Annotated in this window: 19 protein-coding genes; 10 read left to right on the top strand and 9 right to left on the bottom strand. The window is 68.3% G+C overall.

From position 1 onward, the window contains the following. The first annotated feature begins 16 nt into the window (after nt 1-16). From glgX to ACG04R_RS04160, 6 genes are all read left to right on the top strand, one after another. Complete coding sequence (gene glgX, locus ACG04R_RS04185) at nt 17-2095, top strand: glycogen debranching protein GlgX (RefSeq protein ID WP_394406613.1); 2079 nt, start codon at nt 17-19, stop codon at nt 2093-2095. Continuing rightward, nucleotides 2092-3603 (top strand): 4-alpha-glucanotransferase, encoded by a 1512-nt coding sequence (gene malQ, locus ACG04R_RS04180; RefSeq protein WP_394406612.1) that lies wholly within the window; start codon nt 2092-2094, stop codon nt 3601-3603. The genes glgX and malQ overlap by 4 nt, the downstream gene beginning before the upstream one ends. A 98-nt stretch (nt 3604-3701) precedes the next feature. Further along, nucleotides 3702-4118 carry a hypothetical protein gene (locus ACG04R_RS04175; protein WP_394406611.1) on the top strand — a complete coding sequence of 139 codons (417 nt, stop codon included), beginning with the start codon at nt 3702-3704 and terminating at the stop codon, nt 4116-4118. Between the two features lie 1421 nt (nt 4119-5539). Further along, nucleotides 5540-5968, top strand: coding sequence for an uS13 family ribosomal protein (locus ACG04R_RS04170; RefSeq protein WP_394406610.1), 429 nt, complete (start codon nt 5540-5542; stop codon nt 5966-5968). A gap of 21 nt (nt 5969-5989) precedes the next feature. Further along, nucleotides 5990-6382: a hypothetical protein gene (locus ACG04R_RS04165; protein WP_394406609.1), complete on the top strand. Its 393-nt coding sequence runs from the start codon at nt 5990-5992 to the stop codon at nt 6380-6382. A gap of 62 nt (nt 6383-6444) precedes the next feature. Then, nucleotides 6445-6948 (top strand): hypothetical protein, encoded by a 504-nt coding sequence (locus tag ACG04R_RS04160; RefSeq protein ID WP_394406608.1) that lies wholly within the window; start codon nt 6445-6447, stop codon nt 6946-6948. A 42-nt stretch (nt 6949-6990) separates the two neighbouring features. Here ACG04R_RS04160 and ACG04R_RS04155 read toward each other — a convergent pair whose 3' ends face one another. Then, nucleotides 6991-8820, bottom strand: a complete 1830-nt coding sequence (locus ACG04R_RS04155; protein ID WP_394406607.1) for a glycoside hydrolase family 13 protein — start codon at nt 8818-8820, stop codon at nt 6991-6993. Nucleotides 8821-8848: 28 nt separating this feature from the next. Next, the gene (locus tag ACG04R_RS04150) at nt 8849-10483 is read right to left on the bottom strand and encodes an alpha-amylase family glycosyl hydrolase (RefSeq protein WP_394406606.1); all 1635 of its coding nucleotides are present in this window, start codon (nt 10481-10483) and stop codon (nt 8849-8851) included. Between the two features lie 150 nt (nt 10484-10633). On the opposite strand from ACG04R_RS04150, the gene ACG04R_RS04145 reads away from it, so the two are divergent. Continuing rightward, nucleotides 10634-13327, top strand: coding sequence for an alpha-1,6-glucosidase domain-containing protein (locus ACG04R_RS04145; protein WP_394406605.1), 2694 nt, complete (start codon nt 10634-10636; stop codon nt 13325-13327). Nucleotides 13328-13332: 5 nt separating this feature from the next. Here the strand turns inward: ACG04R_RS04145 and ACG04R_RS04140 are convergent, their stop codons facing one another. Continuing rightward, the gene (locus ACG04R_RS04140) at nt 13333-13806 is read right to left on the bottom strand and encodes a MarR family winged helix-turn-helix transcriptional regulator (RefSeq protein WP_394406604.1); all 474 of its coding nucleotides are present in this window, start codon (nt 13804-13806) and stop codon (nt 13333-13335) included. A 53-nt stretch (nt 13807-13859) separates the two neighbouring features. Between ACG04R_RS04140 and ACG04R_RS04135 the strand changes: the two genes are divergently transcribed. Next, nucleotides 13860-14234: a cupin domain-containing protein gene (locus ACG04R_RS04135; protein ID WP_394406603.1), complete on the top strand. Its 375-nt coding sequence runs from the start codon at nt 13860-13862 to the stop codon at nt 14232-14234. Between the two features lie 23 nt (nt 14235-14257). On the opposite strand, the gene ACG04R_RS04130 is transcribed toward ACG04R_RS04135, so the two are convergent. The 3 genes from ACG04R_RS04130 to pulA all read right to left on the bottom strand — a co-directional run bounded on the left by ACG04R_RS04130 (nt 14258) and on the right by pulA (nt 19308). Then, the gene (locus tag ACG04R_RS04130; protein ID WP_394406602.1) at nt 14258-15028 is read right to left on the bottom strand and encodes a substrate-binding periplasmic protein; all 771 of its coding nucleotides are present in this window, start codon (nt 15026-15028) and stop codon (nt 14258-14260) included. 111 nt (nt 15029-15139) lie between these two features. Further along, entirely contained in the window at nt 15140-15697 is a 558-nt protein-coding gene (locus ACG04R_RS04125) for a PEP-CTERM sorting domain-containing protein (RefSeq protein WP_394406601.1), read from the bottom strand. A gap of 11 nt (nt 15698-15708) precedes the next feature. After that, nucleotides 15709-19308 carry a pullulanase-type alpha-1,6-glucosidase gene (gene pulA / locus ACG04R_RS04120; protein ID WP_394406600.1) on the bottom strand — a complete coding sequence of 1200 codons (3600 nt, stop codon included), beginning with the start codon at nt 19306-19308 and terminating at the stop codon, nt 15709-15711. Between the two features lie 503 nt (nt 19309-19811). Between pulA and ACG04R_RS04115 the strand changes: the two genes are divergently transcribed. Next, nucleotides 19812-21041, top strand: a complete 1230-nt coding sequence (locus tag ACG04R_RS04115) for a tetratricopeptide repeat protein (protein WP_394406599.1) — start codon at nt 19812-19814, stop codon at nt 21039-21041. Nucleotides 21042-21092: 51 nt separating this feature from the next. Here ACG04R_RS04115 and ACG04R_RS04110 read toward each other — a convergent pair whose 3' ends face one another. After that, on the bottom strand, nt 21093-21419 hold the full coding sequence (locus ACG04R_RS04110; RefSeq protein WP_394406598.1) for a YkgJ family cysteine cluster protein: 327 nt from the start codon (nt 21417-21419) through the stop codon (nt 21093-21095). A gap of 54 nt (nt 21420-21473) precedes the next feature. Further along, nucleotides 21474-22361, bottom strand: a complete 888-nt coding sequence (locus ACG04R_RS04105; protein ID WP_394406597.1) for a sterol desaturase family protein — start codon at nt 22359-22361, stop codon at nt 21474-21476. A 120-nt stretch (nt 22362-22481) separates the two neighbouring features. On the opposite strand from ACG04R_RS04105, the gene ACG04R_RS04100 reads away from it, so the two are divergent. Further along, on the top strand, nt 22482-23048 hold the full coding sequence (locus ACG04R_RS04100; protein WP_394406596.1) for a TetR/AcrR family transcriptional regulator: 567 nt from the start codon (nt 22482-22484) through the stop codon (nt 23046-23048). 3 nt (nt 23049-23051) lie between these two features. Here ACG04R_RS04100 and ACG04R_RS04095 read toward each other — a convergent pair whose 3' ends face one another. Beyond that, on the bottom strand, nt 23052-24503 hold the full coding sequence (locus ACG04R_RS04095) for a protein kinase domain-containing protein (protein WP_394406595.1): 1452 nt from the start codon (nt 24501-24503) through the stop codon (nt 23052-23054).

Raw genomic sequence — 24503 nt, 5'->3', positions numbered from 1 at the left:
ACTGAGTCTGCAGTCCATGGCTCATCTGCCCGATCTCCAACCCGGCTGGCACGAGCCGCTCGGCGCGCTCGCCCGCGACGGCGGCGTGAACTTCGCCGTGGCCAGCGATAACGCGACGCGCATCGAGCTGTGTGTGTTCGACGCCGAAGGCCAGCGTGAGCTGCGCCGCTACGAGCTGGCCGGGCCGTTCGACGGCGTCTTCCACGGCTTCCTGCCCGGCGTCGGCCCCGGCCTCGTCTACGGCATCCGCGCGCACGGCCCGTACGCGCCCGAGCAGGGCCACCGCTTCAACCCGCACAAGCTGCTGCTGGACCCATGGGCGCGCGAGATCGTTGGCCACTTCGGCTGGCGCGCCGAGCACCATGGCTACGAGCTGGGCCACCCTGACGGCCCGCGTTCGCTGGACCACCGCGACAACGCCACGCAGGCGCTGAAGGCCCGCGTCGCGCCGCCGCCGGTGGCCTACGCCCGCGCGCACCGCCCGCGCCGCGCGCCGAGCGACGTCGTGCTCTACGAGGTTCACGTCAAGGGCTTCTCCAAGCTGCTGCCTGGCGTGCCGGAGGACCTGCGCGGCACCTACGCCGGCCTGGCTCACCCCGCGTCCATCGCGCACTTCAAGCGCCTGGGCGTCACGACGCTGTCGCTGCTGCCGGTGCACTACTGCATCGACGAGCCCCACCTTGCCGAGCGCGGCCTGCACAACTACTGGGGCTACAACACGCTGGGCTTCTTCTGCCCGGACCCGCGTTGGGCGAAGGCCGAGCACCGCAACGACCCGACCGCGGTGACTGCCGAGTTCCGGCAGATGGTCAGCGAGCTGCACGACGCCGGCCTGGAGGTGGTGCTGGACGTCGTCTACAACCACACGCCCGAAGGCAACGAGTTCGGCCCCACGCTCTGCTTGCGCGGGCTGGACAACAAGAGCTATTACCGCCTCGTGGCCGGCGATTGGAGCCGCTACGAGAACCTGACGGGCTGTGGCAACACGCTGCATGCGTCGCACCCGCGCGTCACGCAGTTCGTGCTGGACTCGCTGCGCTACTGGGTCGCCGAGATGGGTGTGGACGGCTTCCGCTTCGACCTGGCGCCCGTGCTGGGCCGCAGCTCGCACGGCTTCGACCCCAACGCCGCCTTCTTCACCGCGATGCGGCAGGACCCGGTGCTCGCCGGCGTGCACCTCATCGCCGAGCCCTGGGACGCGGCCTACGACGGCTACCAGGTCGGCCGCTTCCCTGGCCGCTTCCTGGAGTGGAACGACAAGTTCCGCGACGCCGTGCGCGGCTACTGGCTGGGCGCCGGCCCGGGCGTGGGCCGTGGCGAGCTGGCGCGGCGCTTCATGGCGTCCAGCGACGTGTTCCACCACGGCCAACGCCAGCCGACGGCGTCGATCAACTTCATCGCCGTGCACGACGGCTTCACGCTGGCCGACCTGACCAGCTACAGCACCAAGCACAACCACGCCAACGGCGAGGACAACCGTGACGGCCGCGACGGTGAGCTGTGTGCGAACTTCGGCGCCGAGGGGCCGACCGACGACGCCGCCATCAACACCACGCGCGAGCGCGTGCGCCGTGCGCTGATGGCCACGTTGCTGCTGGCCCAGGGCACGCCCATGCTGTGCGCCGGCGACGAGATCGGCAACAGCCAGGGCGGCAACAACAACGCCTACTGCCAGGACAACCCGACGACGTGGTTGAACTGGGACAGCGCCGACGGCCGCATGACCGAGCTGGTCTCGCAGTTGTTGGCGCTGCGTGCGCAGGAGCCGCTGCTGCGCCATCCGCGCTGGTTCGCCAGCGGCTCGGGCGACGCCTGCATCGCCTGGTACGCACCCAGCGGTCACGAGATGACGCCGCACGACTGGCACGACGCCGGCCAGCGCGCCTTCGGTGCGCAGTTGCGCGAAGCCGGCGCCAGCGCGCCGCGGCTGATGATCGTCTTCAACCCTGATGCGACGCCCTTGCCCTTCCTGCTCTGCAACGGGCCGTGGCAGCTCGTGCTCGACAGCAGCGGCGAATCGGCCGCGCCGCTCGTCCTCCCCGGCCAGCCGCTCAACGTGCCGGCCCGTTCGCTCCTTGTCTTGAGACATCAATGAATCTCAACCAACGCTCCTCCGGTGTGCTGCTGCACATCACCTCGCTGCCCGGCCCGCACGGCATGGGCGACTTCGGCCCCGATGCCTACCGCTTCGTCGACTGGCTGCAGTCCGCCGGCCAGAGCGTCTGGCAGCTGCTGCCGACGACGCCTATCGGTCCCGGCGACTCGCCCTACCAGGGCGTGTCCGCCTTTGCCGGCAGCCAATGGATGGTGGCGCTGGAGCCGCTGATCGCCAAGGGCTGGCTGAAGCAACCCGACGTGCCGCACTTCAACGGCGAGCATGTCGACTATGGCCGCGTGACGCCGTGGCGCGAGCAGCAGCTGCGCGAGGCCGCCAAGGGTTTCTTCGCCAACGCGGCAGACGCCGACCGCATCGCCTTTGGCAAGTGGTGCCTGGAGGCGCAGAGCTGGCTGGACGACTACGTGCTGTTCATGGCCATCCGCTCGCCGCTGAACGGCCAGCCGTGGTGGGAGTGGAGCGAAGGCCTCAAGAAGCGCGAGCCCGCTGCCATCGCCCAGGCCCGCAAGGACTACGCCGACGAGATCGCCTTCTGGCAGTTCGTGCAGTGGCAGTTCGACGTGCAGATCGGCGCGCTCAAGGCCTACGCCAACGAGCGTGGCGTGCACCTCATGGGTGACCTGCCCATCTTCGTCGCGCACGACAGCGCCGACTGCTGGTCGCGCCCCGACCTGTACTCGCTGGACGAGAACTTCCAGACCACCGTCGTCGCCGGCGTGCCGCCCGATGACCTGGGCCCGCTGGGCCAGCGCTGGGGCAACCCGCTGTACCGCTGGGACAAGATGGCCGAGGAGAACTACGCTTGGTGGACGGCCCGCGTGAAGCGCGCGCTGAGCCAGGCCGACGTATTCCGCATCGACCACTTCCGCGGCTTTGCCGGCTACTACGAGATCCCCGGCGACAGCCCCGACGCCAAGCGCGGCGAGTGGAAGACCGGCCCCGGCATGGCGCTGTTCGAGGCCATCAAGTCGGCACTGGGCGAGCTGCCCATCGTGGCCGAGGACCTGGGCTTCATCACCGACGATGTGCACGAGCTGCGCGACGGCTGCGGCTTTCCCGGCATGAAGATCCTGCAGTTCGCCTTCGGCGCCGAGGGCGACCACGAGTTCCTGCCGCACATGTGGCCCACCGCATCGGTGGCCTACACCGGCACGCACGACAACGACACCGTGCGCGGCTGGTGGAACCAGGCCAAGGCCCGCGAGCGCGCGTTTGCCGGCTCCTATCTCGCGTGCGGCGAGCACGACGTGCACTGGGCCATGATCCGCGCCTGCGCCAACTCCGTGGCCAACACGGCCGTCTACCCGCTGCAGGACGTGCTGGGCCTGGGCTCCGAACATCGCATGAACGTGCCCGGCGTGCTGGGCGGCAACTGGGGCTGGCGCTTCCACTGGGACTGGATCGGCAGCGAACCGACGCGCGTGCTGGGCCTCATCACGGCGGCGTCCGGCCGTGGGCCGTTCGAGTTGCTGAAGCTGCCGGCCTGACGCGGGGGCCGCCGCGCGGGAGGCGGGCGCCGGATCATCGGCGCCTCACGCGCCCTGCCGCGTACGATCACGCCGTTTCAACCGCAGAAGGGGGCGTCATGCGCCTGCCATTCATTGCCGTCGGGGTGCTCGTCGTGCTGGGAGCGTCGCAGCAAGCCTCGGCGTTCGACCGCGCCGATTTGGCGGGCCTGTGGGCGGAAAGCCTGCACAGCCGCTACGCCTGCACGCCCTCCAACCGGTATCAGCGCTTCGACCTGTCGGCCGATGGCCAGCACCTGGTCATCGCCATCCAGCAGAAGTTGAAGGCCCGCGCCAGCGAGACGCTGGACCTGGACGTCACCCGCAGCGACGAGCATTCGCTGTACGTGCAATTCAAGGGCCACAGCGAGCCCTCCGATCCGCTTGCCGGCGAATGGGCGATCACGATGCTCGGGCCGGGCGTGTATCGCTGGCACCTGGCGAGCGAGCACGAGGCCCTGAAGCCTGCGCCCATCGGCGTGCGGTGTGCGCCTTGAGGCGACGTGACCCGGCTTGCCGCGTGTTGCGTGAAATATCGCTGCGGCTGACGATTCGTTCCCATGTCGACGAACAACCCTGAGCTCTATTGCAGCGAGACGTGCGAAGGTGCAGTGACAGTCAGGTCGTTCGGCACCTGTCCCGAATGCGGCGAAAGATGGGACGGGCAAAGTGTGGGCAATGAGCGCCACTACCGCAACAACGCCTGGAAGCTCTGCGACACCTGCGCACGGCGTCAGCATCGGTGCGTGGTGTGTGGTTTGCAGATTGATCGGCAGCGGTAGTGAGAGGCTGTCGGGGCGCTGAAGGGGGCGGTCTACTCAGCCCGTGCGGCCCCTGAATTCCACAATCGGCGGAGGCGAGGAAGTGTGTCAGCCCGTATTCATGCGTCATCTCCGACACTCGGCGTCATGCAATTCAGGCCCATCCACTTCGCCCTGGTCGCAGGCGCATGCGTACTCGGTGTCCTCATGCCCGCGGTTGCTGCTGAGCAAGCCGTTACCCATGCAGATGCGATTTCGTTGGCTACCGAGCCGCACGGGGCTGCCCTCGTCCATCTGCCTCCGTTAATCGTCAGTACACCGATTGAGCGCTCAGCGTCGTGGACAAAGATCCGAAACCATTTGGGTGAGGGATGGGCGCCTACTGCCTCGTTGATCGACCGGAGTTCCCTGGCCCCTTTGCATGCTTGGTCTGGGCCGATGAGATTCATCGCGGCCGACGGTGACTATGAAGCCACCTACACCGTCGAGCCTGACGGCTCGTTCCGCGTGCGGGAGACCGCCGGCGACGGCGGCGATGGATACAAGATGATGGTGCGATCTGGGCGCATGAGATCGAATGGCCGGGTGGTATGGGCTGCGGTAACGGGTGAGCCCATGAAGGCGGAGCGCCTCTTCCTTCGCGGAGCGAGCTCGAAGCTTTGCTGGTCCGGCCATCTCGATGGTCGCTGTCAACCAGATTCGTCGGGCTTGTCAGCAACGCTTCCATCTTCAGCCCGCCCAGTTCGGCGGGATGCCGCAGGCCATGGAGGCGGATGAAGGCCTTGACCCAGTAGGCATACACCTCCTCCGTGCGCAAGCTTTAGTGCATGGGCCGCAGCCGTTCCCGCAACTGATCTAGCAACCTCGTCGCGCGCAACGGCGGCAAGTCGACGGAGCGGTTGGGCCGGAGGTGTTTCCGAGGTGGCAGGGCAGGCAACGGGGCTGGCATCATGAAACTCCCAGGGGCGAGCGGCCTCGGCGAGAACTTGTAACGACGCGCCGCTTTTGTTAGAAATTTAATGCTGTATAAAAATACATAAAAACCAGGAAGAGCCCCGATGAATCAAGCACTTGAGTATTGACGTACCCGCATTTTTAGGGCGCAGCGCGCCTGCATGGGAGGCGCCGGCTGTCTCCCGAGAACACGTTGAACGGCTATGAAAACGCTGCTTGTTGATCGCGTCGAGCCGTATTCGCCCGGTGATGATTGCGCGTCTGTGACGCTTCGCAGCGCGCACGGCCAGATCGAGGCTTTCTGCTTTGCGCGTGACTTAGCAGAAGGCGAACTGGTCGAAAACGCCTTGTCCGCTCTCGACGCAGAGATTCAAGCTGCCCACCTCTCGGACTGGCCTGAAGACCTGAAAGCGCAACGATCTGTCGAGCGGATGGAGAAAATCGGTCCGTATGCGTATCGTGGCGTTGGCCATGTGGTGGACCAAGCGGCCGGCATCATCGAAGTTCTAGGCTTCCGCATCGATGTCGGCGAGGTCCCCTGCGAGGGAGCCGTGGAGTTCAGTTTCATGCGAGTGGAATTCCATGAATCCGTTCAACCTTTTGCTGCAGCGGACGGCTACGCCGCCCGCTGAGCGCCGACGTTGGGCATCACGATGAAGATCATTGCAGGTTGCATAGGATTGCTCGTGATGGCGCAAGCCGCCGCCGCCGATTTGCATCCCCTTCTTGCACAGTTGAGTGCCGACCTAACCAGGGCTCGATCACTGCCTATGGGCACACGGACGGACTATGCGTGCCCAGCCAATCTGGATCAATTGAACGGCTTTAAGTTGGTAGAGGTCGTCGCCGCACTGCCGAAGCCAGACTTCGAGATGAAGAATTCGGCGGGCTTCTTCCCAACAAGCTTCGAGGCCGGGGCTTCAGCGAGTTACTTCCTAACCAGCCCTACCCCCGCAGGGCGACGTGGAGGTGGCTTTCCGGAAATTTCGTTCATCGCGGACACGTCCGGCACTGTGCGGAAGATCACGTGCCACTATTCGCGCTGACGCCCAACCCCGCACTGCAGCGGACGCCTTCGGCGTCCCGCTGAGCTTCGACGTTAGTCCGTGTGAAGCAAGCCATCCTCGCCGTCGGCTGCCAGGTGGCGCTGCTGGCTTACCACCAGGTGACGACCTTCGTCGACTTCTTCCCGTTCAATGGGGCCCGCTTTTACTCGCGCAAGGAGCGGGGCGTCGAGATGGGCGTCAACATGCTGCTGATGGGGCTGGCGGTGGCGGGTACCGCGCTCGGCATCCCCGTGCTGCTTCGCTACGCCTGCGTCTACTACTTCGTCCTCTTCGGCATCGAGCTCGTCATCTGGTGGGTGCCGTACCTCTTCGTGCCCCAGGGAGCGTGGCGCCGCCTCTACAACGGGTTGCTCGCCCTCGGCACTTCCGACTTCCAGGGCGGCGACACGCTAGGGCGCTGGCTGGCCGTGCACCAGCGCATTCACGCCGTCACGACGACCCTGCTGCCCGCGAGGCCGGGGCGGATCGTTCCCAACCTCGAGCACACCCTCCTGCACGCTGCAACGCTGGTCACAGCGCTGGTCACGCTAGGGGCGCAGCCTTGAGCGCGGCACTCAGCGGCTGTGAAGGGCCGTTACGTCAGCGCCTCAGCGCTCGATCTCCAGGATCAGCGGGCTGCGCGCCGGCACGGTGATGCGGTCACCCAGCGTCAGCGTCTGGCCGCCGAGCACGTCGCGCGCGCGCTGGCCGGCCGAGATGCGCTCGTTGAAGCGCTTCAATGCCAGCTCCGCCGGCGCCGCGTTCTTGTTCATCACCACCATGACCGTGCGCTTCGCGTCGTAGCGGAAGAAGACGTAGACGCCCTCCAGCGGCGCGAACTGCATCAGTGCGCCGTCGTGGATGACGCCGGCGGTCTTGCGCCAGGTGAAGAGGCGCCGCGTCCAGTCCTGCATGTCGCGCTGCTCGTCGCTGAGCCCCGCGCCGGTGAAGGCGTTGGCCTGGTCGCCCGCCCAGCCGCCCGGCATGTCGGCACGCACGCGGCCGTCGTCGCGTTCGGTGGGGCTCTGCATCAGCAGCTCGCTGCCGTAGAACAGCTGCGGGATGCGCCGCGTCGTGGCGAGGTAGGCCAGCGCAATCTTGGTCAGGCCGACGTCGTTCTTCAGCAGCGAGAAGATGCGCGGCGTGTCGTGGTTGCCGTCGAACAGCACGAGGTTGGCCGGGTCGGGGTAGACGAAGTCGTGCGCCAGGCCTTCGTAGAGCCGCGTCAGGCCCGTGTGGGCGCCATCGGCTTCGGTCAGCGCGGCGAGCAGGTTGGACTGCAGCGGGAAGTCCATCATGCTGGGCGTGTACGACACGTAGCCGTCGTGGTTGCGCTTGCCGCGCTGCCAGTAGGACACGACGGCCGGGTGCGGGCTCCACTCCTCGCCGACGATGTTCAGGTGCGGGTACTCCTGCATGACGCGGGCGGACCAGCGGGTCAGGAACTCGCGGTCGGAGTAGGAGTAGGTGTCGGTGCGCAGGCCCGAGAGGCCGTAGGTCTCGATCCACCACAGCGTCATCTGCGTGAGGTAGGTCGCCAGCTCCGGTCGGCGCTGGTTCAGGTCGGGCATGCCGTGCACGAACCAGCCGTCGGTGAACTGCTTGCGGTCGTTGGCCGACGCGTACGGGTCTTGCAGCGTCATGCGCGCATGGTGCGTTTCCGTGTACTGCGGCCACTGGTTGATCCAGTCCGGCGCGGGCAGGTCGGCCATCCACCAGTGGCCGATGCCGATGTGGTTGAGCACCACGTCCTGGATGACGCCGAGGCCCTTGGCGCGCGCTTCGTTCACGAAGGCGCCGAAGTCGTCGTTGCTGCCGAAGCGCGGGTCGATGCGGTAGAAGTCGGTCGCTGCGTAGCCGTGGTAGCTGTACCTGGCGCTGTTGTTCTCGACCAGCGGCGTGGGCCAGACCTGCGTGAAGCCCAGGCCGGCGATGTAGTCGAGGTGCTGGCGCAGGCCGGCGAGGTCGCCTCCGTGGCGGCCGCCGGGGTCGGCGCGGTCGGAGCCTTCCTTCATGTCGGCCTGTCGGCCGCTGCCACCCTGGGCGAAGCGGTCGGGTACGACGAGGTAGATCGCATCCTTCGGGCCGAAGCCCTGGCGCTCGGCCGAGCCGGGCGCGCGGGCGAGCAGCGGGTAGCGCAGCGTCTCGCCGGCTACGCTCAGCTGCAGCTCACCGGGTTGCGTGCCGGGCGCGATGTCGAGGTCGATGAACAGGTAGTTGGGGCTGGTCGCGCGGTGGCTGGCCTTGAGCGTGACGCCAGGGTAGGCGGCCAGGGCGGGCGTGGCGTCGGCGATGCCGGGGGCGTGCAGCATCAGCTGCAGCGAGGTGTCGCGCATGCCGACCCACCAGTTCGGCGGTTCGATGCGGTGGGAGGTGTCAGCGGCCATCGTGGGCAAGGTCATCAGCAGGGCGGTGGCGAGGGTGATCAGGGCTTTCATGCGGGCCTCCGGGGTGGCCGTGCAGGGCTCAGGGGTTCAGCGTGTAGACGCGCAGCGACAGCGGCGGCAGCGTGATGTGGAGCTGTCCGTCGGCCCCAGCCTTCAGCGCCGCGCCGTTGCGCGGGTAGGCGGCGCGGGCGCTGCGGCCGGCGACGGTGGTGGCGGCTGGCTGGTCGCCGTAGTTGATGGCGACGACGGTGCGCTCGCTGCCGTGCACGCGCTGGAAGGTCCAGACCTGGCTGTCGACCCTGTCGGCTTCGTAGCGGCCCAGCGTCAGCGACGGCAGGGCGCGGCGCAGCGCGATCAGCTCGCGGTAGAAGTTGAACAGCGAGCCCGGGTCGCGCTGCTGGCTCTCGGCGTTGTGCGTGCTGCGGTTCAGTGCCAGCGGGCGGTAGGGCTTGCTGCCCGTCGTGAAGCCATCTGTGCCTCGGTTGCTGGCGGTCCAACTCATCGGCGAGCGCAGCGGTGCGTCGTCGCTGGCGTCCTTGCCGTCCACGCCGGCCAGGCCGATCTCCTCGCCGTAGTAGACGAAGGGCGTGCCGGGCAGCAGAAGGTAGCTGGCCGCGGCGAGACGGTAGCGCGCCTCGTCGCCGTGCAGCTGGTCCCACACGCGCTGGCCGGTGAAGATGTCGTGGTTGTGCAGGAAGGTCGCCATCGTCGGCGACATCGCGCGGTAGTAATCGGCCACCTTCTGCACGGCCGCGGCATCGCCCTTGGCGGCCTTCATCAGCTCGTAGTTCTGGTTGAACGCGAAGGCGCCGCCGCACAGCTCGGGCTTGCCGTAGGCGATGGGCTCGGCCGTGGCCTCGCAGACGACGTAGCGGCCGGGGTAGCTTTTGATCATGTCCTGGAAGTGCTTGGTCAGTGCGCGGCTCTCGGGCTGGTCGTTCCAGTCCTTGGCGCTGTTCTCGATCATGTGCGGCACGGCGTCGAGCCGGTAGCCGTCCAGGCCGCGGTTGAGCCAGAAGCGCAGCGAGTCCTCGTGGTACTGCACGACGGCTGGGTTGCGCAGGTTGAAGTCGGGCATCGGCGGGCCGAAGGTGCCGAAGTAGATGTCGGGCGAGCCGGGTTTGAAGGCGGGCAGGTCCTTCCAGTCGCCGGTCCAGTCCCAGGGCTTGGTGGCAGCGTCGTACCAGGGCACCTTGCCCCAAATGTCCCAGCCCGGGCCGGGGTCGGGGTTGAAAACGAACCAGTTGCGCCACGGGCTGTTGCGGTCGGCCACGGCCTGCTGGAAGGGCGGGAACTGGTAGGACGCGTGGTTGATGACGTAGTCCATGACGATGCCGATGCCGCGCTTGTGCGCCTCGCGGATCAGCTCGTCGAAGTCGGCCAGGGTGCCGTACTGCGGCTCGATGTTGCGGAAGTCGGTGGTCGCGTAGCCGTGGTCGTGGTCGCCGCTGGCGGTGATGGGCATCAGCCACAGGCCGCTGACGCCGAGCTTCTTCAGGTAGTCCAGCCGCTGGGTGAGGCCCTTGAGGTCGCCGACGCCGTCGCCGTTGCTGTCCTGGTAGCCGCGCACGAAGACTTCCATGAAGACGCCGTGCTGCCAGTCCGCGGGCAGCGTGCTGGCGTGCGGTTGGGCGGGCACGGCGGAGGTGTCGATCTGGGCCTGGGCGGTGAGGCTGACGGCCAGGGCGAGGGAGAGCAGGAAACGCTGGGGCATGTCGGGTGAAATCCGGTCAATGCGGCGTGCTGTGTAATCCAACTACGCCATGATTTGACTCGAAGCATAGCGAGTTGCCCATTGAAATTGTCATGGTGCTTTCGATAAATGTAGTTTTGCTACTATCCGACAACTACAAAAGGAGACCTCATGACGGCTCGCCTCAAGCGGCTTGCACTGCTGGGCCTGTTGCTCGCCGCCACGGCCGCGCAGGCGGGCGATCTCGATGACTGCAACGCCGCGGTGCCCGAGCCTGCGGCGGCGGCTCCGCAGCGGGCCGAGGCCTACTGGCTGGATGCGCGCACGCTGCAATGGCCAGGGCTGGCGCTGCGGGCCGGCGAGCGGCTGAGGCTGCATCACGCGAGGGCGGCGAGCCTGCGGGCCGTGGCGGGCGAGGCGGTGGCGGGTGCCGATGGCGCGGTCGACCTGCAGCCGAGCGGTGCCGCGTTGCCGGCACGCTTTCGCTTCATCGGCGACGGCCCGCGCTTTGCCGTGGCAGCCGGCGTGGACGTTGCCGGGCTGCTGCGCGAGCAGGTGCTGCTGGTGCACGAGGCCGCGGATGGCCGCGTCATCGCCGCGACCGGCCTGCAGACGCCCGGTGCGCTGGACGATCTCTATGCGGCAGCCGAGGGGCTGGGCGACCTCGGCGCTCACCCCGCCAAGGCGCGTACGACCTTCGCCGTCTGGGCACCGACGGCGCAGCGCGTGCAGCTGTGCCGCTACGCCGGCGCCGAATCGCCCGCCGTGGCGGCCGACGCGATGCGCTTCGACGCCGCCACCGGTGTCTGGCGCGCCGAGCTGAAGGGCGACCTGAGCGGCCAGGCCTACCGCTACCTCGTCGACGTCGTCACGCCCACGCAGGGCCGGGTGCGCAACCTCGTCACCGACCCGTATTCCGTCGCGCTGACGGCCGACTCGCAGCGCAGCGTCGTGGCCGATCTGGCCTCGCCCGCGCTGAAGCCGCCGGGCTGGGACGACGCGCCACGCCCGACACGCGTGAAGGCGGCGACCGACCAGGTCATCTACGAACTGCATGTGCGCGACTTCTCCGCCAGCGACGACACCGTGCGCCCCGCCTGGCGCGGCAAGTACCTGGCCTTCACCGAGCCGGCGTCCAACGGCATGAAGCACCTGAAGGCGCTGGCTGCCGCCGGCCTGACCGATGTGCACCTGCTGCCCGTGTTCGACCTCGCCAGCGTGCCCGAACGCGGCTGCAAGACGCCCGTGGTGCCTGACGCGCCAGCCGACAGCGAGGCGCAGCAGGCGGCGGTCGTGGCGCTGGCGGCCGAGGACTGCTTCAACTGGGGCTACGACCCCTGGCACTTCAACGCGCCTGAGGGCAGCTACGCGACGGACCCATTGAACCGCGTCGTCGAGTTCCGCGCGATGGTGATGGCCCTGCATCGCGCCGGCCTGCGCGTGGGCATGGACATGGTCTACAACCACATGGCCGCCGCCGGCCAGGCGCCCAAGTCCGTGCTGGACCGCCTCGTGCCGGGCTACTACCACCGGCTTGATGACAAGGGGCGGATCGAACGCTCCACCTGCTGCGACAACACCGCCACCGAGCACCGCATGATGGCCAAGCTGATGATCGACTCGGCAGCGCTGTGGGTGCGCGAGTACCGGATCGACTCGATGCGTTTCGACCTGATGGGCCACCAGCCGCGCGGGGCGATGGAGCGGCTGCAGAGGCGCGTCAACGCCGAAGCCGGCTGGCCCGTGCAGCTGCTGGGCGAGGGCTGGAACTTCGGCGAGGTCGCCAACGGCGCGCGCTTCCGGCAGGCCTCGCAGCTGAGCCTGAATGGCAGCGGCATCGGAACGTTCAGCGACCGCATGCGCGACGCGGCGCGCGGCGGCGGCGCGGGCGAGGGGGGCGACGCCATTGTGCGCAACCAGGGCTGGCTCAACGGCCTCGTCTACGACCCGAACGCACTGGGCGGTGGCCGCTCGCGCAGCGACCTGCTCGACGCCGCCGATCTCATCCGCGTAGGCCTGGCCGGGTCGCTACGCGGCTTCGAGCTGACGACGTGGCGCGGCGAGAAGAAGCGCCTCGATGCGATCGCCTACGGGGACCAGCCCGCCGGCTTCGCCAGCGAGCCGGGCGAGGTCGTCAACTACGTGGAGAACCATGACAACCAGACGCTGTTCGACGTCAACACGTTGAAGCTGCCGCTGGCGACGAGCCGCGAGGACCGCGCCCGCGTGCAGATGTTGGGCGCCGCGCTGGTGGCCTTCAGCCAGGGCGTGGCCTACTTCCACGCCGGCCAGGACATCCTGCGCAGCAAGAGCCTGGATCGCAACAGCTACGACTCCGGCGACTGGTTCAACCGGCTGGACTGGAGCTACCAGACCAACCACTTCGGCACGGGGCTGCCACCGAAACAGGGCAACTACGGCCAGGACGGCCGCGACTGGGAGCTGGCCCGCGAGCGGTTGGCCGACAAGTCGATTGCACCGACGCCGGGCGACATCGCCTGGGCGCGAGACGTGTTCCGCGACCTGCTCAAGATCCGCGCCAGCACGCCGCTGCTGCGCTTGCCCAGCGCGGCGGAGATCGAGAAGCGCGTGAGCTTCCCCGGCAGCGGCAAAGACCAGAACCCGGTGCTGGTGGCGACGCGCATCGACGGCCGCGGGCTCGGTGGCTACCGGGCCGTGATCACGCTGATCAACGTCGCGCCGACGGCGCAAGTGCTGGAGCTGCCCACCGAGGCATCCATGCACTGGCGGCTGCACCCCGTGCAACGCCAGGGTGCCGACACGCGGCTGCGCCGCGAAGCCCGGTTCGCCAACGGGCGCTTCGAGGTGCCGGCCCGCAGCGCGGCGGTGTTCGTGCTGCAGTAGCGTCCTCAGGACGGCCGCAGACCTGCTTCCAGCTCGGCGTCGGACATGTGCGCCACCATCTGCTCGAGCACCGTGCGGGCGGCAGCCACGTCGCTGATGCCGAGCCGTTGCACCAGCTCCTGCTCGAACTTCGCATGAAAGCTCCGCGCCGCTTCCACGGCACTGCGGCCGCGTGAGGTCAGCGTCAGCTGCTTGATGCGTCCGTCCCGTGGGTGCTCGCTGCGCTCCACGTAGCCCTTGGCCACCATGTCGTCGACAACCTTGAGCGCGCCGGGCGCCGAGATGCCCAGCCGCTCGGCCACTTCCCGCAGGCTGGAGGGGTGGGCCAGCAGCAGGCGAAAGACGTAGCCGAACGACGGCCCCACGTCATCGAAGCCGGCCTGCGACAGATGACGGTGCAGCTGCTGCTTGAAGGCGCCGAAGGCGACGTTCAGCAGGACGCCGAAGTCCAGTGGCTCGCTTGCGACTTGGGTTGACATTGATTAGCCAAGGTTAATAATGTGAGGTGAATCAATTGTCGCAGGAGACCCACATGCCTTTCATCGACCCCACCAGCGCGCCGCGCTTCGAGCTGCACGGCGCTTCCTTCACCAGCCTGGCGGCGCCCAGTCGTGGCGCGACGGAAACCGCTGTGTGGGTGACCACGCTGCCGCCCAACTCCGTCGGCGTGCCTCACCGCCTGACGCGTGAGGAGGTCTTCGTGGCGCTGGAGGGCACCGCGACCGCCACGGTGGACGGCCAGGCGTATGCGATGACACCCGGTTGTGCGCTCGTCGTGCCTGCTCAGGCGGAACTGAAGCTCGACAACCCGCACGATGCGCCGTTCCGCACGGTGGCGGTGTTGCCGGTGGGTGGCCAGGCCATCGTGGGCGACAAGCCGCCGTTCACGCCGCCGTGGGCGCAGTGAACCCGTGAGCACTGAGTGCATCCCTAGCGCAGGTCTTCCTGTCGCAGCTTCAGGCCGTATCGCTTGAAAAGGCGTTCCACGCTGCCGTCGGCCAGCAGCGCCTCGTGGGCTTGGTGCAGTCGGGCCAGTTCGGCCTCGGTGATGCCGCCCTGCGCGGCCAGCCAGACGTCGGCGGACTCCAGCGTCAGCCCGGTCTGCAGGTCCGCCGGGTTGCGGCCGCTGCGGCGCCATGCGTCGGTGTGGATCAGCTCGCTGCCGTAGAGCGCATCGACCAGACCGCGCTCCAGCGCGCGCTGCATGTCGCCGATGCTGGCGGACTGGTAGACGCGCGCGGGCTCGATGCCCTCCTGTCGCAGCTTGTCGAGGTTGGATGAGCCTCGCAGCCCGCCAATGCGCAGGCGGCGGGCCTGCTCGAGAGTCTCGACGCGCGGCTTGCCGACCAGCGTCAGGAAGGTGAAACGCTGAGCGTAGAGCTTCAGCAGCCACTGGAAGCGCGCCTCGCGCTCGGCCGTGCGGTTGAGCGGCAGGATGAGGGTGCGCGGCTTCTCGCTGGCCAAAAGCATGGCGCGCGCCCAGGGAAAGAACTCCGGCTCGGCGGGCAGGGCGGCCTGCCTGAGAAGCATCTCCACCAGGTCCAGCAGCACACCGCGCTTGCCGGCCTCGCCGGCGATCGTCATCGGTGGCAGTTCGCTGGTGACCAGCTGCAGCGGCGCCGTGGGCTCCGCGCCGGGCGACGTGGCGGGCCAGAGGAGGGCGGGAAGGGTGGCGAGGGTGAGGCGACGAAGGCGATGCACCGCAGCATCGTCTCAGCGAAGGGCTAACCCTGCAAGCACGCTGTTTTTCGGTGTCCGTTTGCCTGGATGCACGGCGGCGACAGGCCCGGTGATTTGTCGGGCCTGCCGTTCTCAGTGGCGCCGCATGCGGCGAGCATGCAGGCAAACCATGCCCAGTGCCAGCAGCGCCAGCGCTGCGCTGCCGGGCTCGGGAGCGGCGGCGGTCGTCACGTCGAAAGTCAGGCTGCCGCTGACCCACAGGCCTTCGGCCACGTTGGTGGCGAAGTCCTTGTAGGCCTCGCTGAACTCGAGGCGCAGCAGGCCGTCGGCACCGGCGGCGAGGCCCAGTCCGGTCAGGTCGAACGAGCCGCTGTAGCTGCCGGCACCGCTGTAGCCATCGGCGACGTCCGGCGCGAGGTTGATCGCATCCAGGCCGCTGGAGTTGCCGAAGCTGACCTGCATGTCGGACAGGCTGCTGGGGGCGAAGGCGTTCAGCACGACGGACCAGTCCACGGCGTTCAACACCGCGTTGGCGCCAATGTCGATGAGCCAGACCGTGTTGCCGGCCTCGCCCTGCAGGTTGATGCTCTGTGCACCGGCGACGTCGACGACGACCGGCGCGGCCTGGGCGGCGAGGCCGGCGAAGCCCAGGGCGGCGATAGCGGCGAGGCGTTGGAGTTGTTGTTTCATGGTGCGGGCTTTCAGTTGGCGGCGGCGGGTCGGACGACGAAGACGACGGCGGTGCGGGCGGGCACGCTGAAGCTGCCGGTTGCGCGGTCGAAGCTGGCCTGCCTGGCGCGGGGATCGGTGCCGTTGGCCTGCACCGGGTGCAGTTCCAGTGCGTGGCCGGCCAGCGTCGGCAGCGTGAGCTGCTTGGCGGTCTTGTCGACGTTGATGAGGTAGACCAGTTCGTCGAAGTTGGCGCCGGGGTAGCCGACGCCGTTCACGCGCCCGACCAGCACGGTGGCTTCCTGGTTCGAGCCGGTGTTCAGGAACGACAGCCGCGCCTTGATGTCGTCGGATGTACGCAGGCGCAACAGCGTGGTGCTCTTGCGGATGCGCAGCAGGTCGCGGAAGGTGTCGCGTGTCCAGGCGATCTCGGCCGTGGTGGGCTTGATCAGCGGGTTGGCCAGCAGCGGCTTGGCGTAGGCCCAGTTGTCGGCGTTCTGGCTGGCCACGGGCAGGCCCGACCCGAAGCCGTTGTCCGTGTAGCTCCAGTCCAGCCGGTTGAACCAGTCGCCGCTGTCGTAGCTGTTGCGGTCCAGGCTCTTGCTGCGCAGCGTGTCCACGCCGGCGTGGAAATAGGCCACGCCCTGGCTGAAGGCGTTGATGGCGCTGGCCAGGATCTGCACACGGGCGCGGTCCTCGCGGCTGGTGGTGGTGGGCAGGCGGAAGGCGTTGTTGTCGAACAGCGTGAGGTTGTCGTGGTTCTCCACGTAGTTGACGACCTCGCCCGGCTCCAGCACCCAGCCGGCCGGGATACCGCCGACGTCGATCTGCTCCAGTGGCAGCGTGGCGTCCCAGCTCGTCTGCATCTGGAAGCTGCGGATGGAGCCCGCCATCGACGCCTTGATACGGTCGGCCTGCCACATCAGCTCGCCGCGGCTCTGGCCGGTGGCGCTGGCGTTGGGGTCGTAGAAGAAGCCGTTGACGTAGCCCTGGTTGGCGACGACGGCAGAGCCGGTGTCGCAGCAGCCGCCGCCGCGCAAGGCGTCGCGGATGATGGGGTTGAAGCTGCCGATGCCGGAGCCGTTCAGCGACAGCATCTCGGCCTGCACGAAGCGCGCGCCGTTGGCGACTTCGCCGAAGTTCCAGCCCTCGCCGAGGATCTGCACGTCGCGGCCGGTGGCGAGCTTGACGCGAGCCTTCAGCGCTTCCATGACCGAGCGCGGGTGATGGCCCATGATGTCGAAGCGCAGCGAGCTGATGCGGTAGTCACGCGTCCACGTGACGGCCGAGTCGATCATCAGCTTGCCCATCATCATGTTTTCGGCCGCGGTGTTCTCGCAGCAGGTCGAGTGCTCGATGCCGCCGGCCGCGTCGAGCCGGTAGTAGTAGCCCGGCACCACCTTGTCGAGCACCGAGTTGGCGTTCTGGCCCGACGAGGTCGTGTGGTTGAACACCACGTCCATGCCCACGCGCAGGCCGGCGGCGTTCAGTGCCTGCACCATGCGGCGGAACTCGACGACGCGGGCCAGCGGGTCGTTGGCGTTGCTGGCGTAGCTGCCCTCGGGCGTCGAGTACTGCAGCGGGTCGTAACCCCAGTTGAAGCAGTCGGTGGCGGCGTTGGCGGCCGCGACTGCCTGCTGAGCGTCGCTGTCGGGCGCGCCGGTGGCGGACGTGATGTTCGGCGTCACGCAGCCCTTCTCGCTGACGCTGGCGATGTCGAACACGGGCAGGAGGTGCACGTCGGTCAGGCCGGCGGCGGCCAGTGCGGCGAGGTGCTTCATGCCGTTGGACTGGCTCTGCGTGAAGGCCAGGTACTTGCCGCGGTACGCGGCGGGCACGGTGGCATCGTTGGCCGAGAAGTCGCGCACGTGCAGCTCGTAGATGCTGAGGTCGGACGGCGCATTGACGGTGGCGGGCGGGGCGCTCTGGTCCCAGCCGGCGGGCTTGGTCGCCTGGGCCTGCAGGTCCATGACGACGCTCTGCTGGCTGCCCAGCGTCAGGCCCAGCGAGTAGGGATCGGTGACCAGGTTCTTCACCAGGCCCACACCCTTCACGAACACCTGAACCTGATAGCGGTAGGTGGCGCCCTGCAGATGGCCCTGCTTGGTGAGGCTCCACACGCCGGTGGCGGCATCGCGGGCCATGGGCTCGGTCGTCGTGCGCGTCAGGCCGGAGCTGCCGAGCGACTGCGTCAGCATCAGCGACACGTTTTGCGCCGTCGGCGCCCACAGCTTGAAGCTGGTGTTGCCGTTGCTGGCCAGGGCGCCCAGGTCGGGCACGTTGCCGGCGGCGGCGTAGAGATCGTCCAGCGCGCCCGCGATCTGCGCGGTCGTCGCGTTCTGAACCTTGCCGTTCGCGTCTTCCTGCACGAGCACGAGCTGCTGCTGGTGCAGCGCGGGCAGGCGGGCGATGTCGGCAGCGCGTACGCTGAACACGGTGCCGTTGCCGACGTACTTGAAGCGCAGCGCATCGGCTGCGGGCACGCTGCCGGTGAAGGCGTCCAGCGTGATGAATCCGTCAGCCCCTTGCACGGCGGTGTCCAGTGCGACGCTGATCTGGCCGGTGGCCGAGTAGTACAGGCGCACCGGGCTGCTGGTGGCCACGCGGGGCCACTTCACGAGCGACTTGTTCAGCCACACGGCACGGGCATCGGTGCTGGAGACGCTGCGCAGGTCGGGCGGCGCGGTGTAGACGGTGGCGTCGCGCTCCACCAGCCAGATCTGGCCGACCTGGTTGGCGATGGTCAGCGAGGCGTATTCGACGTGGATGTTGTTGTCGCGGCCGTCCTTGTCGTTCTCGTTGGGCGGCATGCCGTGGATGATGAATTCCAGTGCCTTGCGGTTCACATCGCCCTGCGGGTTCAGCACGGGGATGTCGAACACCACCTCGCCGTCGCCGGCTGCGTAGCCAGGCATGGCGCTGAGGGCGACGGGCTGGCCCCAGTTCTCGATGCTGACGCCGGCGGGCATGCGGCTGGTGTCCAGGCCGCTGCCGTTCCACAGGTGCAGACCCCAGGCGCTGTAGGCGCCGTCGAAGCGCTTGTAGTGCACGCGCAGCGTCTTGATGTCCGGCACGGGCAGCAGCAGCGGGTTGCTGGCGTAGCTGGTGCCGTCGCCTTGCAGACGCCAGATTTCATTGGCGCCGGCCTGGAGGACATAGCTCTGGTCGGCGCCGCCGTTGTCCTTGTTGTCGCCGTTGTGGAACAGGAGGCCGACCGTGCCGGAGCCAGAGGCCAGCGGCACGTCGTAATAGACGCCGTAGTCGTCATTGCCCGAGGCGTTCCAGCCGCCGTTCCAGTTGGGGCTTTGCGCGGCGTTCCAGGTGTGGATCTGCCAGCCGCTGTAGTCGCCGCCGGTGCGGCGGTAGTGCACGCGCAGCGAGGTGGCCGGGCTGTCGCCGGTCGCGGCCGAGGCGATCCTGGCGCGGGCGTTCGACGCGGCGCCGGGCACGGCAGCGATCAGCTCGAAGCCGGTCTGTTCGGCTGCGGCGCTGATGCCGCTCGTCGTCGCCTGCTGCGTGCCCTCGGCGCCGTTGCCGCCGCCGCAGGCTGACAGCAGTCCGCCCAGGCCGAGCGCGAGCACCCCCAACATCTGCCTCGCCCGGCGCGCGAAGCCGTCCGACCATGCCTTCATGCTTTGTCTCCTTCTAAGTTATTTGATGTTATTGAAGTAAAACTACATTAGAAAGTTGGTGGAATCCCGGTGGGTCGCCGGAACTTGCCGTGACGAAATTCGCGTCGTCGGGGTGATTGCATGTTTTTTGGATCGTCTATGTAGTTTTGCTTCCTTGCTGGTTTTGATGCGGGCATGAGGGAGAAGGATGGGGGAAGCCATCGCCTGGACGGCTGCGAGCCGTGGGAGCAGGCCTCTTGAAGGCCTCGGGGCGGCGGCGCCCTTCCAGCGCATGGACGGCCGGTGGCCGCGAATCCAGGCTGAGGCTGGCGGCTGCGGCACCGCCTCGCCGCGGGCAAGCGAGCCACCCGTCCGATCCAGCCGGCCGGCAGGCCCGAGGTTGGTGTTTGTCCTGCCCTGGGGCGCCTGAAATCGTGAGCATGGCCCAAGACAGGCGCGTGGGGCGGGACTAAGCTGGCTTCATGACCAGCAGATGACTGGTCCGTAAAAGCGAGGAGACCGCCATGAAGATCCGCGCCCTGGTTTTGGTGCTCGCCCTGGCCGGCGCCGCCGTGTTGAGCGGCTGCGCCGAAGTGCCGGTGTCCGCTCCGCGTACCGACGTCTTTCTGGACGCCGCCTTCAAGCCCGCCAGCACTTCCGTGAGTGCCGACGAGGCGATGAAACTCAGCCCGGCGATGAAGTATTTCGCCGAGCACGAGATGGCCTCCGAGATCCGCGCCAAGGGCGTGCGCGAAGGCCTCATCGACGCGCTCTACACCAAGGGGCGCCTGCAGCTTGACTACGACAGCGAGATCACGCGCACCGCCGCCGAGGCCTTCGACGCGCGGCGCGGCAACTGCCTGTCTCTGGTGCTGATGACCGCCGCTTTCGCCAAGCACCTGAACCTGCCCGTGCGGCTGAACAGCGTCTACCTGGAAGAGAGCTGGACGCGCAGCAACGGCATCTTCTTCGTCGCCGGCCACGTCAACATCAGCCTGGGGCGCCCGCAGCCCAGGACACAACTCGTGACCGTCTTCGGCGATCCCGAGTTGCTGACCATCGACTTCCTGCCGCCCGAGCAGATCAAGCGCAACCGCAGCCGGGTTGTCGATGAGTCGACCATCGTGGCGATGTTCCAGAACAACCGCGCCGCCGAGGCCTTGATGCAGGGGCGCATCGACGATGCCTACTGGTGGGCCCGCGCCGCCATCCTCACCGACTCGCGCTGGCTGGCCGCTTACAACACGCTGGCCGTGCTGTACCGCCGCAAGGGTCTGTACGGCCCTGCCGAGAACGCGCTCCGTGTGGTGCTGGACCGCGAGCCGCTGAACGTCCAGGCCATGTCCAACCTCGTGCTCGTGCTCAGTGACCTGGGTCGGCGTGACGAGGCCCAGGTCTGGGCCAACCAGCTCGCGCAGATCCAGCCGGTGCCACCGTACAAGTTCTTCGACGAAGGCGTGGCGGCGATGAAGGCCGGCGAGTATGCAACCGCGCGCCAGCTGTTCCGCAAGGAGGTGTCCCGGGCCGCCTACGTGCCGGAGTTTCACTTCTGGCTGGCCCTGGCCAGCTACGGCCTGGGCGACCTGCCCGGCGCGCGCGGCGAGATCGCCAAGGCGCTGGAGAACAGTGCCACGGTGCATGACCGGCAGATGTATGGCGCCAAGCTGGCCTGGCTCAACGAGCTGCGCGCGCAGCAGAACGAGCAGGGCCAGCGGCGCCTGCGTGAACCGCTGACACAGCGGGCAGGCTCCTGAGCGCCCCCAGGCCTGCCGCTCCGCGTCAGGCCCCCCGAGGTTGCTTGAGCCTCAGATCGGCGCGAGCCCGTAGCGTGCCCGGGCCCGCGTGCAGGCGTCGTCGCCGATGCCCATCGGCGCGCGCTCGCCGAACTCCCGGCACGGCGACGGTCGCCACTCGTGGATGCCGCAGCTGGCCTTCTGGCCCACCTTGCCGCTGAGAGCCGCACAGCGCGGCTGGGCGTGGTCGGTGCCGCGCATGCGCACGAGACGGCCCGTCAGCTCGACGGCCAGCCCGTCGGGCACGCGGCCGCCTTCGCTCTCCAGCTCGCTGCGGTCGAAGTCGACGCGGAAACTCGCGCAGCAGGCGCCGCAGCTCAGGCAGGGGTTGTCGCTCATCCCGCCAGTGTAGGCAGCGACGCCCCCCGCGGGCCGGCGGAGGCCACGAGCGCGTCAACGGAAAGGCAGCATCAGCACCTTGCGCAGCTCGTGGCTGGCCGGGTAGTCCTGTGGATGGGCCACGCCCAGTGCGGCGGGCAGGCGCCCGGGCCGGTAGCGGAAGGTGCCGAAGACAAGGTCCCACACGGGTGTGACGACACCGAAGTTCTTGGCCTCGTCGAGGTCCATGCTGTGGTGGAAACGGTGCAGCTCGGTGCCCACGAGCAGGTAATTCAGCGGCCCGGCCTTGATGTCCACGTTGAAGTGCGACACCAGTGCCTGCAGGCCCATCAGGGCGTTGAACAGGAAGATGGATTCCTGCCGCGCGCCCAGCACGACCAGCGGCAGCTGCACGAGCGCCAGCGACACCAGCAGATTGAGCGGGTGACCGACGGGGTGCATCAACAGATAGACCTTGTCGGGCAGATGGTGCGGCGCGTGCACCTTCCACAGCCAGGCGCCAAGCCGTCCGCGGTTCGTGTGGCTGAGTCGGTGATACCAGTATTGAAAGAACTCGAAGCCCAGCAGCAGCGCGAGGAATTCCACGGCGACGGGCAGGCCTGTGACGATGCCGGTGTTGAAGCGGCTGAGATCCAGTGCCGCCCAACCGATGGCGATCTTGACGAGGCCCGTCGTGCCGCCGTTGATGGCCATGTATTTCAGGTCGCGCTTGAAGCTGGGCCAGGTCATTCGCCACTCCGGCCGCGCAGGGTGCAGCGTCTCGACCGCCAACATCAGTGCGAGGCGCGTACCGGCCAGTCCCATGAAGACGCGTGCCAGGTCCCAGTGCCAGACCCGTGAGGCGGCGTACAGGCCCAGCGTTGCTGCCAGCAGCAGCGGATAGAGGGCGTAGCTGACGAAGAAGGTTGCCGCCGGCCGGAGGACTCTCGAGATAATGGACATTGTGTTCAGAAATTGACTTGATGCCCCGCATCCTCTGCAGCGATGCCTCTTGCGCCCAGTCCTCCGCGGCGCGATGCGTGCGGTAGCGGACAGACGGGGCCAGGCTGTCCGCAAACGTCCATGTCCCGACCCTCGACGACCGCCGCCCCGCCCGTGGACCGCCGCATCCAGCGCACCCGCAACGCGTTGCGCGAGGCCTTGATGACGCTGATGGTCGAGCGCGGCTGGGACGCCATCGACGTGCAGTCGCTGTGCGACCGTGCCGACATCGGTCGCTCGACCTTCTATCAACACTTCGCCAACAAGGAGGAGCTGTTGAAGCAGAACTTCGCCGGCCTGCGCGACGCGTTGCTGGCATACGCGAGCGGCAAGTCGGGCGATGCCCCGCTGGGTTTCGTGCCGCCCCTGCTGGCGCATGTGCACGAGTTCCAGGCCGTGTTCCGCGCGCTCATCGGGCGCCGGTCGGGCCACTACGTGCAGGACCGCTTCCGCGAGCTGCTGGTCGAGCTGGTTCAGGCCGGCAGCCGCGGCGGGCGCGGCTGGGCGGCGCAGGCGCGGGCGCACTACCTGGCGGGCGCGCTGTTCGAGCTGCTGGTCTGGTGGCTGGGCAGCAACCGGCCGCACGGCCCGGCGGAGATCGAGGCGCTGTTCAGCCGCTGGAGCGCGGCGGTGCTGGCGGCGGACTGACGATCAGTCAGCGGCCGGCTCGCGCACGACCGTGACCGTGCAGTCCGACTCCGCGACCACGTGGCCCGACACGCTGCCCAGGTAACGCCGCCGCGGGGACGCGCCGCGTGCGCCCATGACGATGTGATCCACGCCGTTGCGGCGCGCGAAGTCCACCAGTGCATCGGCCACGTCGGGGGCCTCCAGCACGTGGAAGGTCAGCCGGCCGTCGGCCAGGTTCAAGGCCTTGCTGATCGGGCGTGCCCAGTGCTTGAGTGCGATGAGCTGCTTCACGTGCAGGCTCTGGCCGTGCTGGTCGGTCAGCTCGTCGATGCCGATGCGGTTGATCTTCATGACGGCCACGCAGGCCAGGCGGGCACCGGCTTCGGTCTGCACGATGCGGCGCACGGTCTCGCGCAGCTGGGCCCGCAGCTCGTTCGTGCCACGGTCGATCTCGACGGCTGCCATGACGATGGGGCTGCGCGCCAGCTGCTCGGCGACGGGCTGCACCGGCGCCGGGTCGCTGCCCAGCGCGAAGAACCAGCGCTTGAGCCGGATCATGGCGCCGCTGACCTGCAGCTTCTCGGCCCGCGCCGTCAGCGCCACGCCGCCGGGCTCGCGCAGGTCCAGCGCGAGCTGGGCGGCGCTCTGGTAGCGGCGCTCGGGCCGCACCTCCAGGCAGCGCAGGATGACCTCCTGCAGCCAGCGCGGCAGCTCGGGCCGGATGGCCCTCGGCGGCACCGGCTCGACGTAGAGCCGCCGCCGCAGGCCGCGCACCGAGTTCGGCTGGCCGAACGGCCGCTCGCCGGTGGCCAGGTGGTAGAGCATGACGCCCAGCGCGAAGATGTCGCTGCGCGGGTCGCTGCGCACGAACTGCACCTGCTCCGGGCTCATGTAGGGCCCGGTGCCCATCGGCAGCGTGAACTCCTCTTCCAGCAGGTCGGGCAGCTGCTCGTGGCGGCTCAGTCCGAAGTCCACCAGCACGGCCGTGCCGTCGGGCCGGAACATGATGTTGCTGGGCTTGATGTCCAGATGCACGACGTGCTGGCGGTGCAGCGCCGCGAGCGCGGTGGCCACGCGGGCGCCGATGTCGGCCACTTCCTCGGGCGGCAGCGGCGCGTCGTCCAGCCGCGGGCGCAGCGTGTCGCCGGGGATGCGCTCCATGACGATGAAGGCCTGGCGCGTCCAGTCGCCGCGGGCGACGAAGCGCGGCACATGCGGGCCGCTGAGCTGCGGCATCAGCATCTGCTCGACTTCGAAGCCGACGATGGTGGCCGGGTCCTCGCCGCCCTTGATACGCGGCACCTTCATCAGCAGCTCGGTGCCGTCGTCCGGCGCACCGTCCACGCGGCTGACGCGCCACAGGTTGGCCATGCCGCCCTGGTGCAGCCGCTCTTCCAGCCGGAAGCCGTCCAGCACCTGGCCGACTTCCAGCGGCGCGGGCGGGGTGGGGGCGTTGGTGGGTGGTTGGGTCAT

It is taken from the genome of Pelomonas candidula (assembly GCF_043555985.1).
In the GTDB taxonomy this organism is placed as follows: Bacteria; Pseudomonadota; Gammaproteobacteria; order Burkholderiales; family Burkholderiaceae_C; genus Pelomonas; species Pelomonas candidula.
Note: the sequence above shows the minus strand (reverse complement) of the source record. Positions and strands in the feature narration are given on the sequence as shown.

Coding starts and splice junctions, on each gene's coding strand:
- ACG04R_RS04115 (WP_394406599.1), top strand. CDS start 19,812: ATGAAGATCCGCGCCCTGGTTTTGGTGCTCGCCCTGGCCGGCGCCGCC.
- ACG04R_RS04140 (WP_394406604.1), bottom strand. CDS start 13,806: ATGTCAACCCAAGTCGCAAGCGAGCCACTGGACTTCGGCGTCCTGCTG.
- ACG04R_RS04150 (WP_394406606.1), bottom strand. CDS start 10,483: ATGCCCCAGCGTTTCCTGCTCTCCCTCGCCCTGGCCGTCAGCCTCACC.
- ACG04R_RS04135 (WP_394406603.1), top strand. CDS start 13,860: ATGCCTTTCATCGACCCCACCAGCGCGCCGCGCTTCGAGCTGCACGGC.
- ACG04R_RS04165 (WP_394406609.1), top strand. CDS start 5,990: ATGAAGATCATTGCAGGTTGCATAGGATTGCTCGTGATGGCGCAAGCC.
- ACG04R_RS04155 (WP_394406607.1), bottom strand. CDS start 8,820: ATGAAAGCCCTGATCACCCTCGCCACCGCCCTGCTGATGACCTTGCCC.
- ACG04R_RS04110 (WP_394406598.1), bottom strand. CDS start 21,419: ATGAGCGACAACCCCTGCCTGAGCTGCGGCGCCTGCTGCGCGAGTTTC.
- ACG04R_RS04145 (WP_394406605.1), top strand. CDS start 10,634: ATGACGGCTCGCCTCAAGCGGCTTGCACTGCTGGGCCTGTTGCTCGCC.
- ACG04R_RS04100 (WP_394406596.1), top strand. CDS start 22,482: ATGTCCCGACCCTCGACGACCGCCGCCCCGCCCGTGGACCGCCGCATC.
- malQ (WP_394406612.1), top strand. CDS start 2,092: ATGAATCTCAACCAACGCTCCTCCGGTGTGCTGCTGCACATCACCTCG.
- ACG04R_RS04125 (WP_394406601.1), bottom strand. CDS start 15,697: ATGAAACAACAACTCCAACGCCTCGCCGCTATCGCCGCCCTGGGCTTC.
- ACG04R_RS04105 (WP_394406597.1), bottom strand. CDS start 22,361: ATGTCCATTATCTCGAGAGTCCTCCGGCCGGCGGCAACCTTCTTCGTC.
- ACG04R_RS04175 (WP_394406611.1), top strand. CDS start 3,702: ATGCGCCTGCCATTCATTGCCGTCGGGGTGCTCGTCGTGCTGGGAGCG.
- ACG04R_RS04095 (WP_394406595.1), bottom strand. CDS start 24,503: ATGACCCAACCACCCACCAACGCCCCCACCCCGCCCGCGCCGCTGGAA.
- glgX (WP_394406613.1), top strand. CDS start 17: ATGGCTCATCTGCCCGATCTCCAACCCGGCTGGCACGAGCCGCTCGGC.
- pulA (WP_394406600.1), bottom strand. CDS start 19,308: ATGAAGGCATGGTCGGACGGCTTCGCGCGCCGGGCGAGGCAGATGTTG.
- ACG04R_RS04170 (WP_394406610.1), top strand. CDS start 5,540: ATGAAAACGCTGCTTGTTGATCGCGTCGAGCCGTATTCGCCCGGTGAT.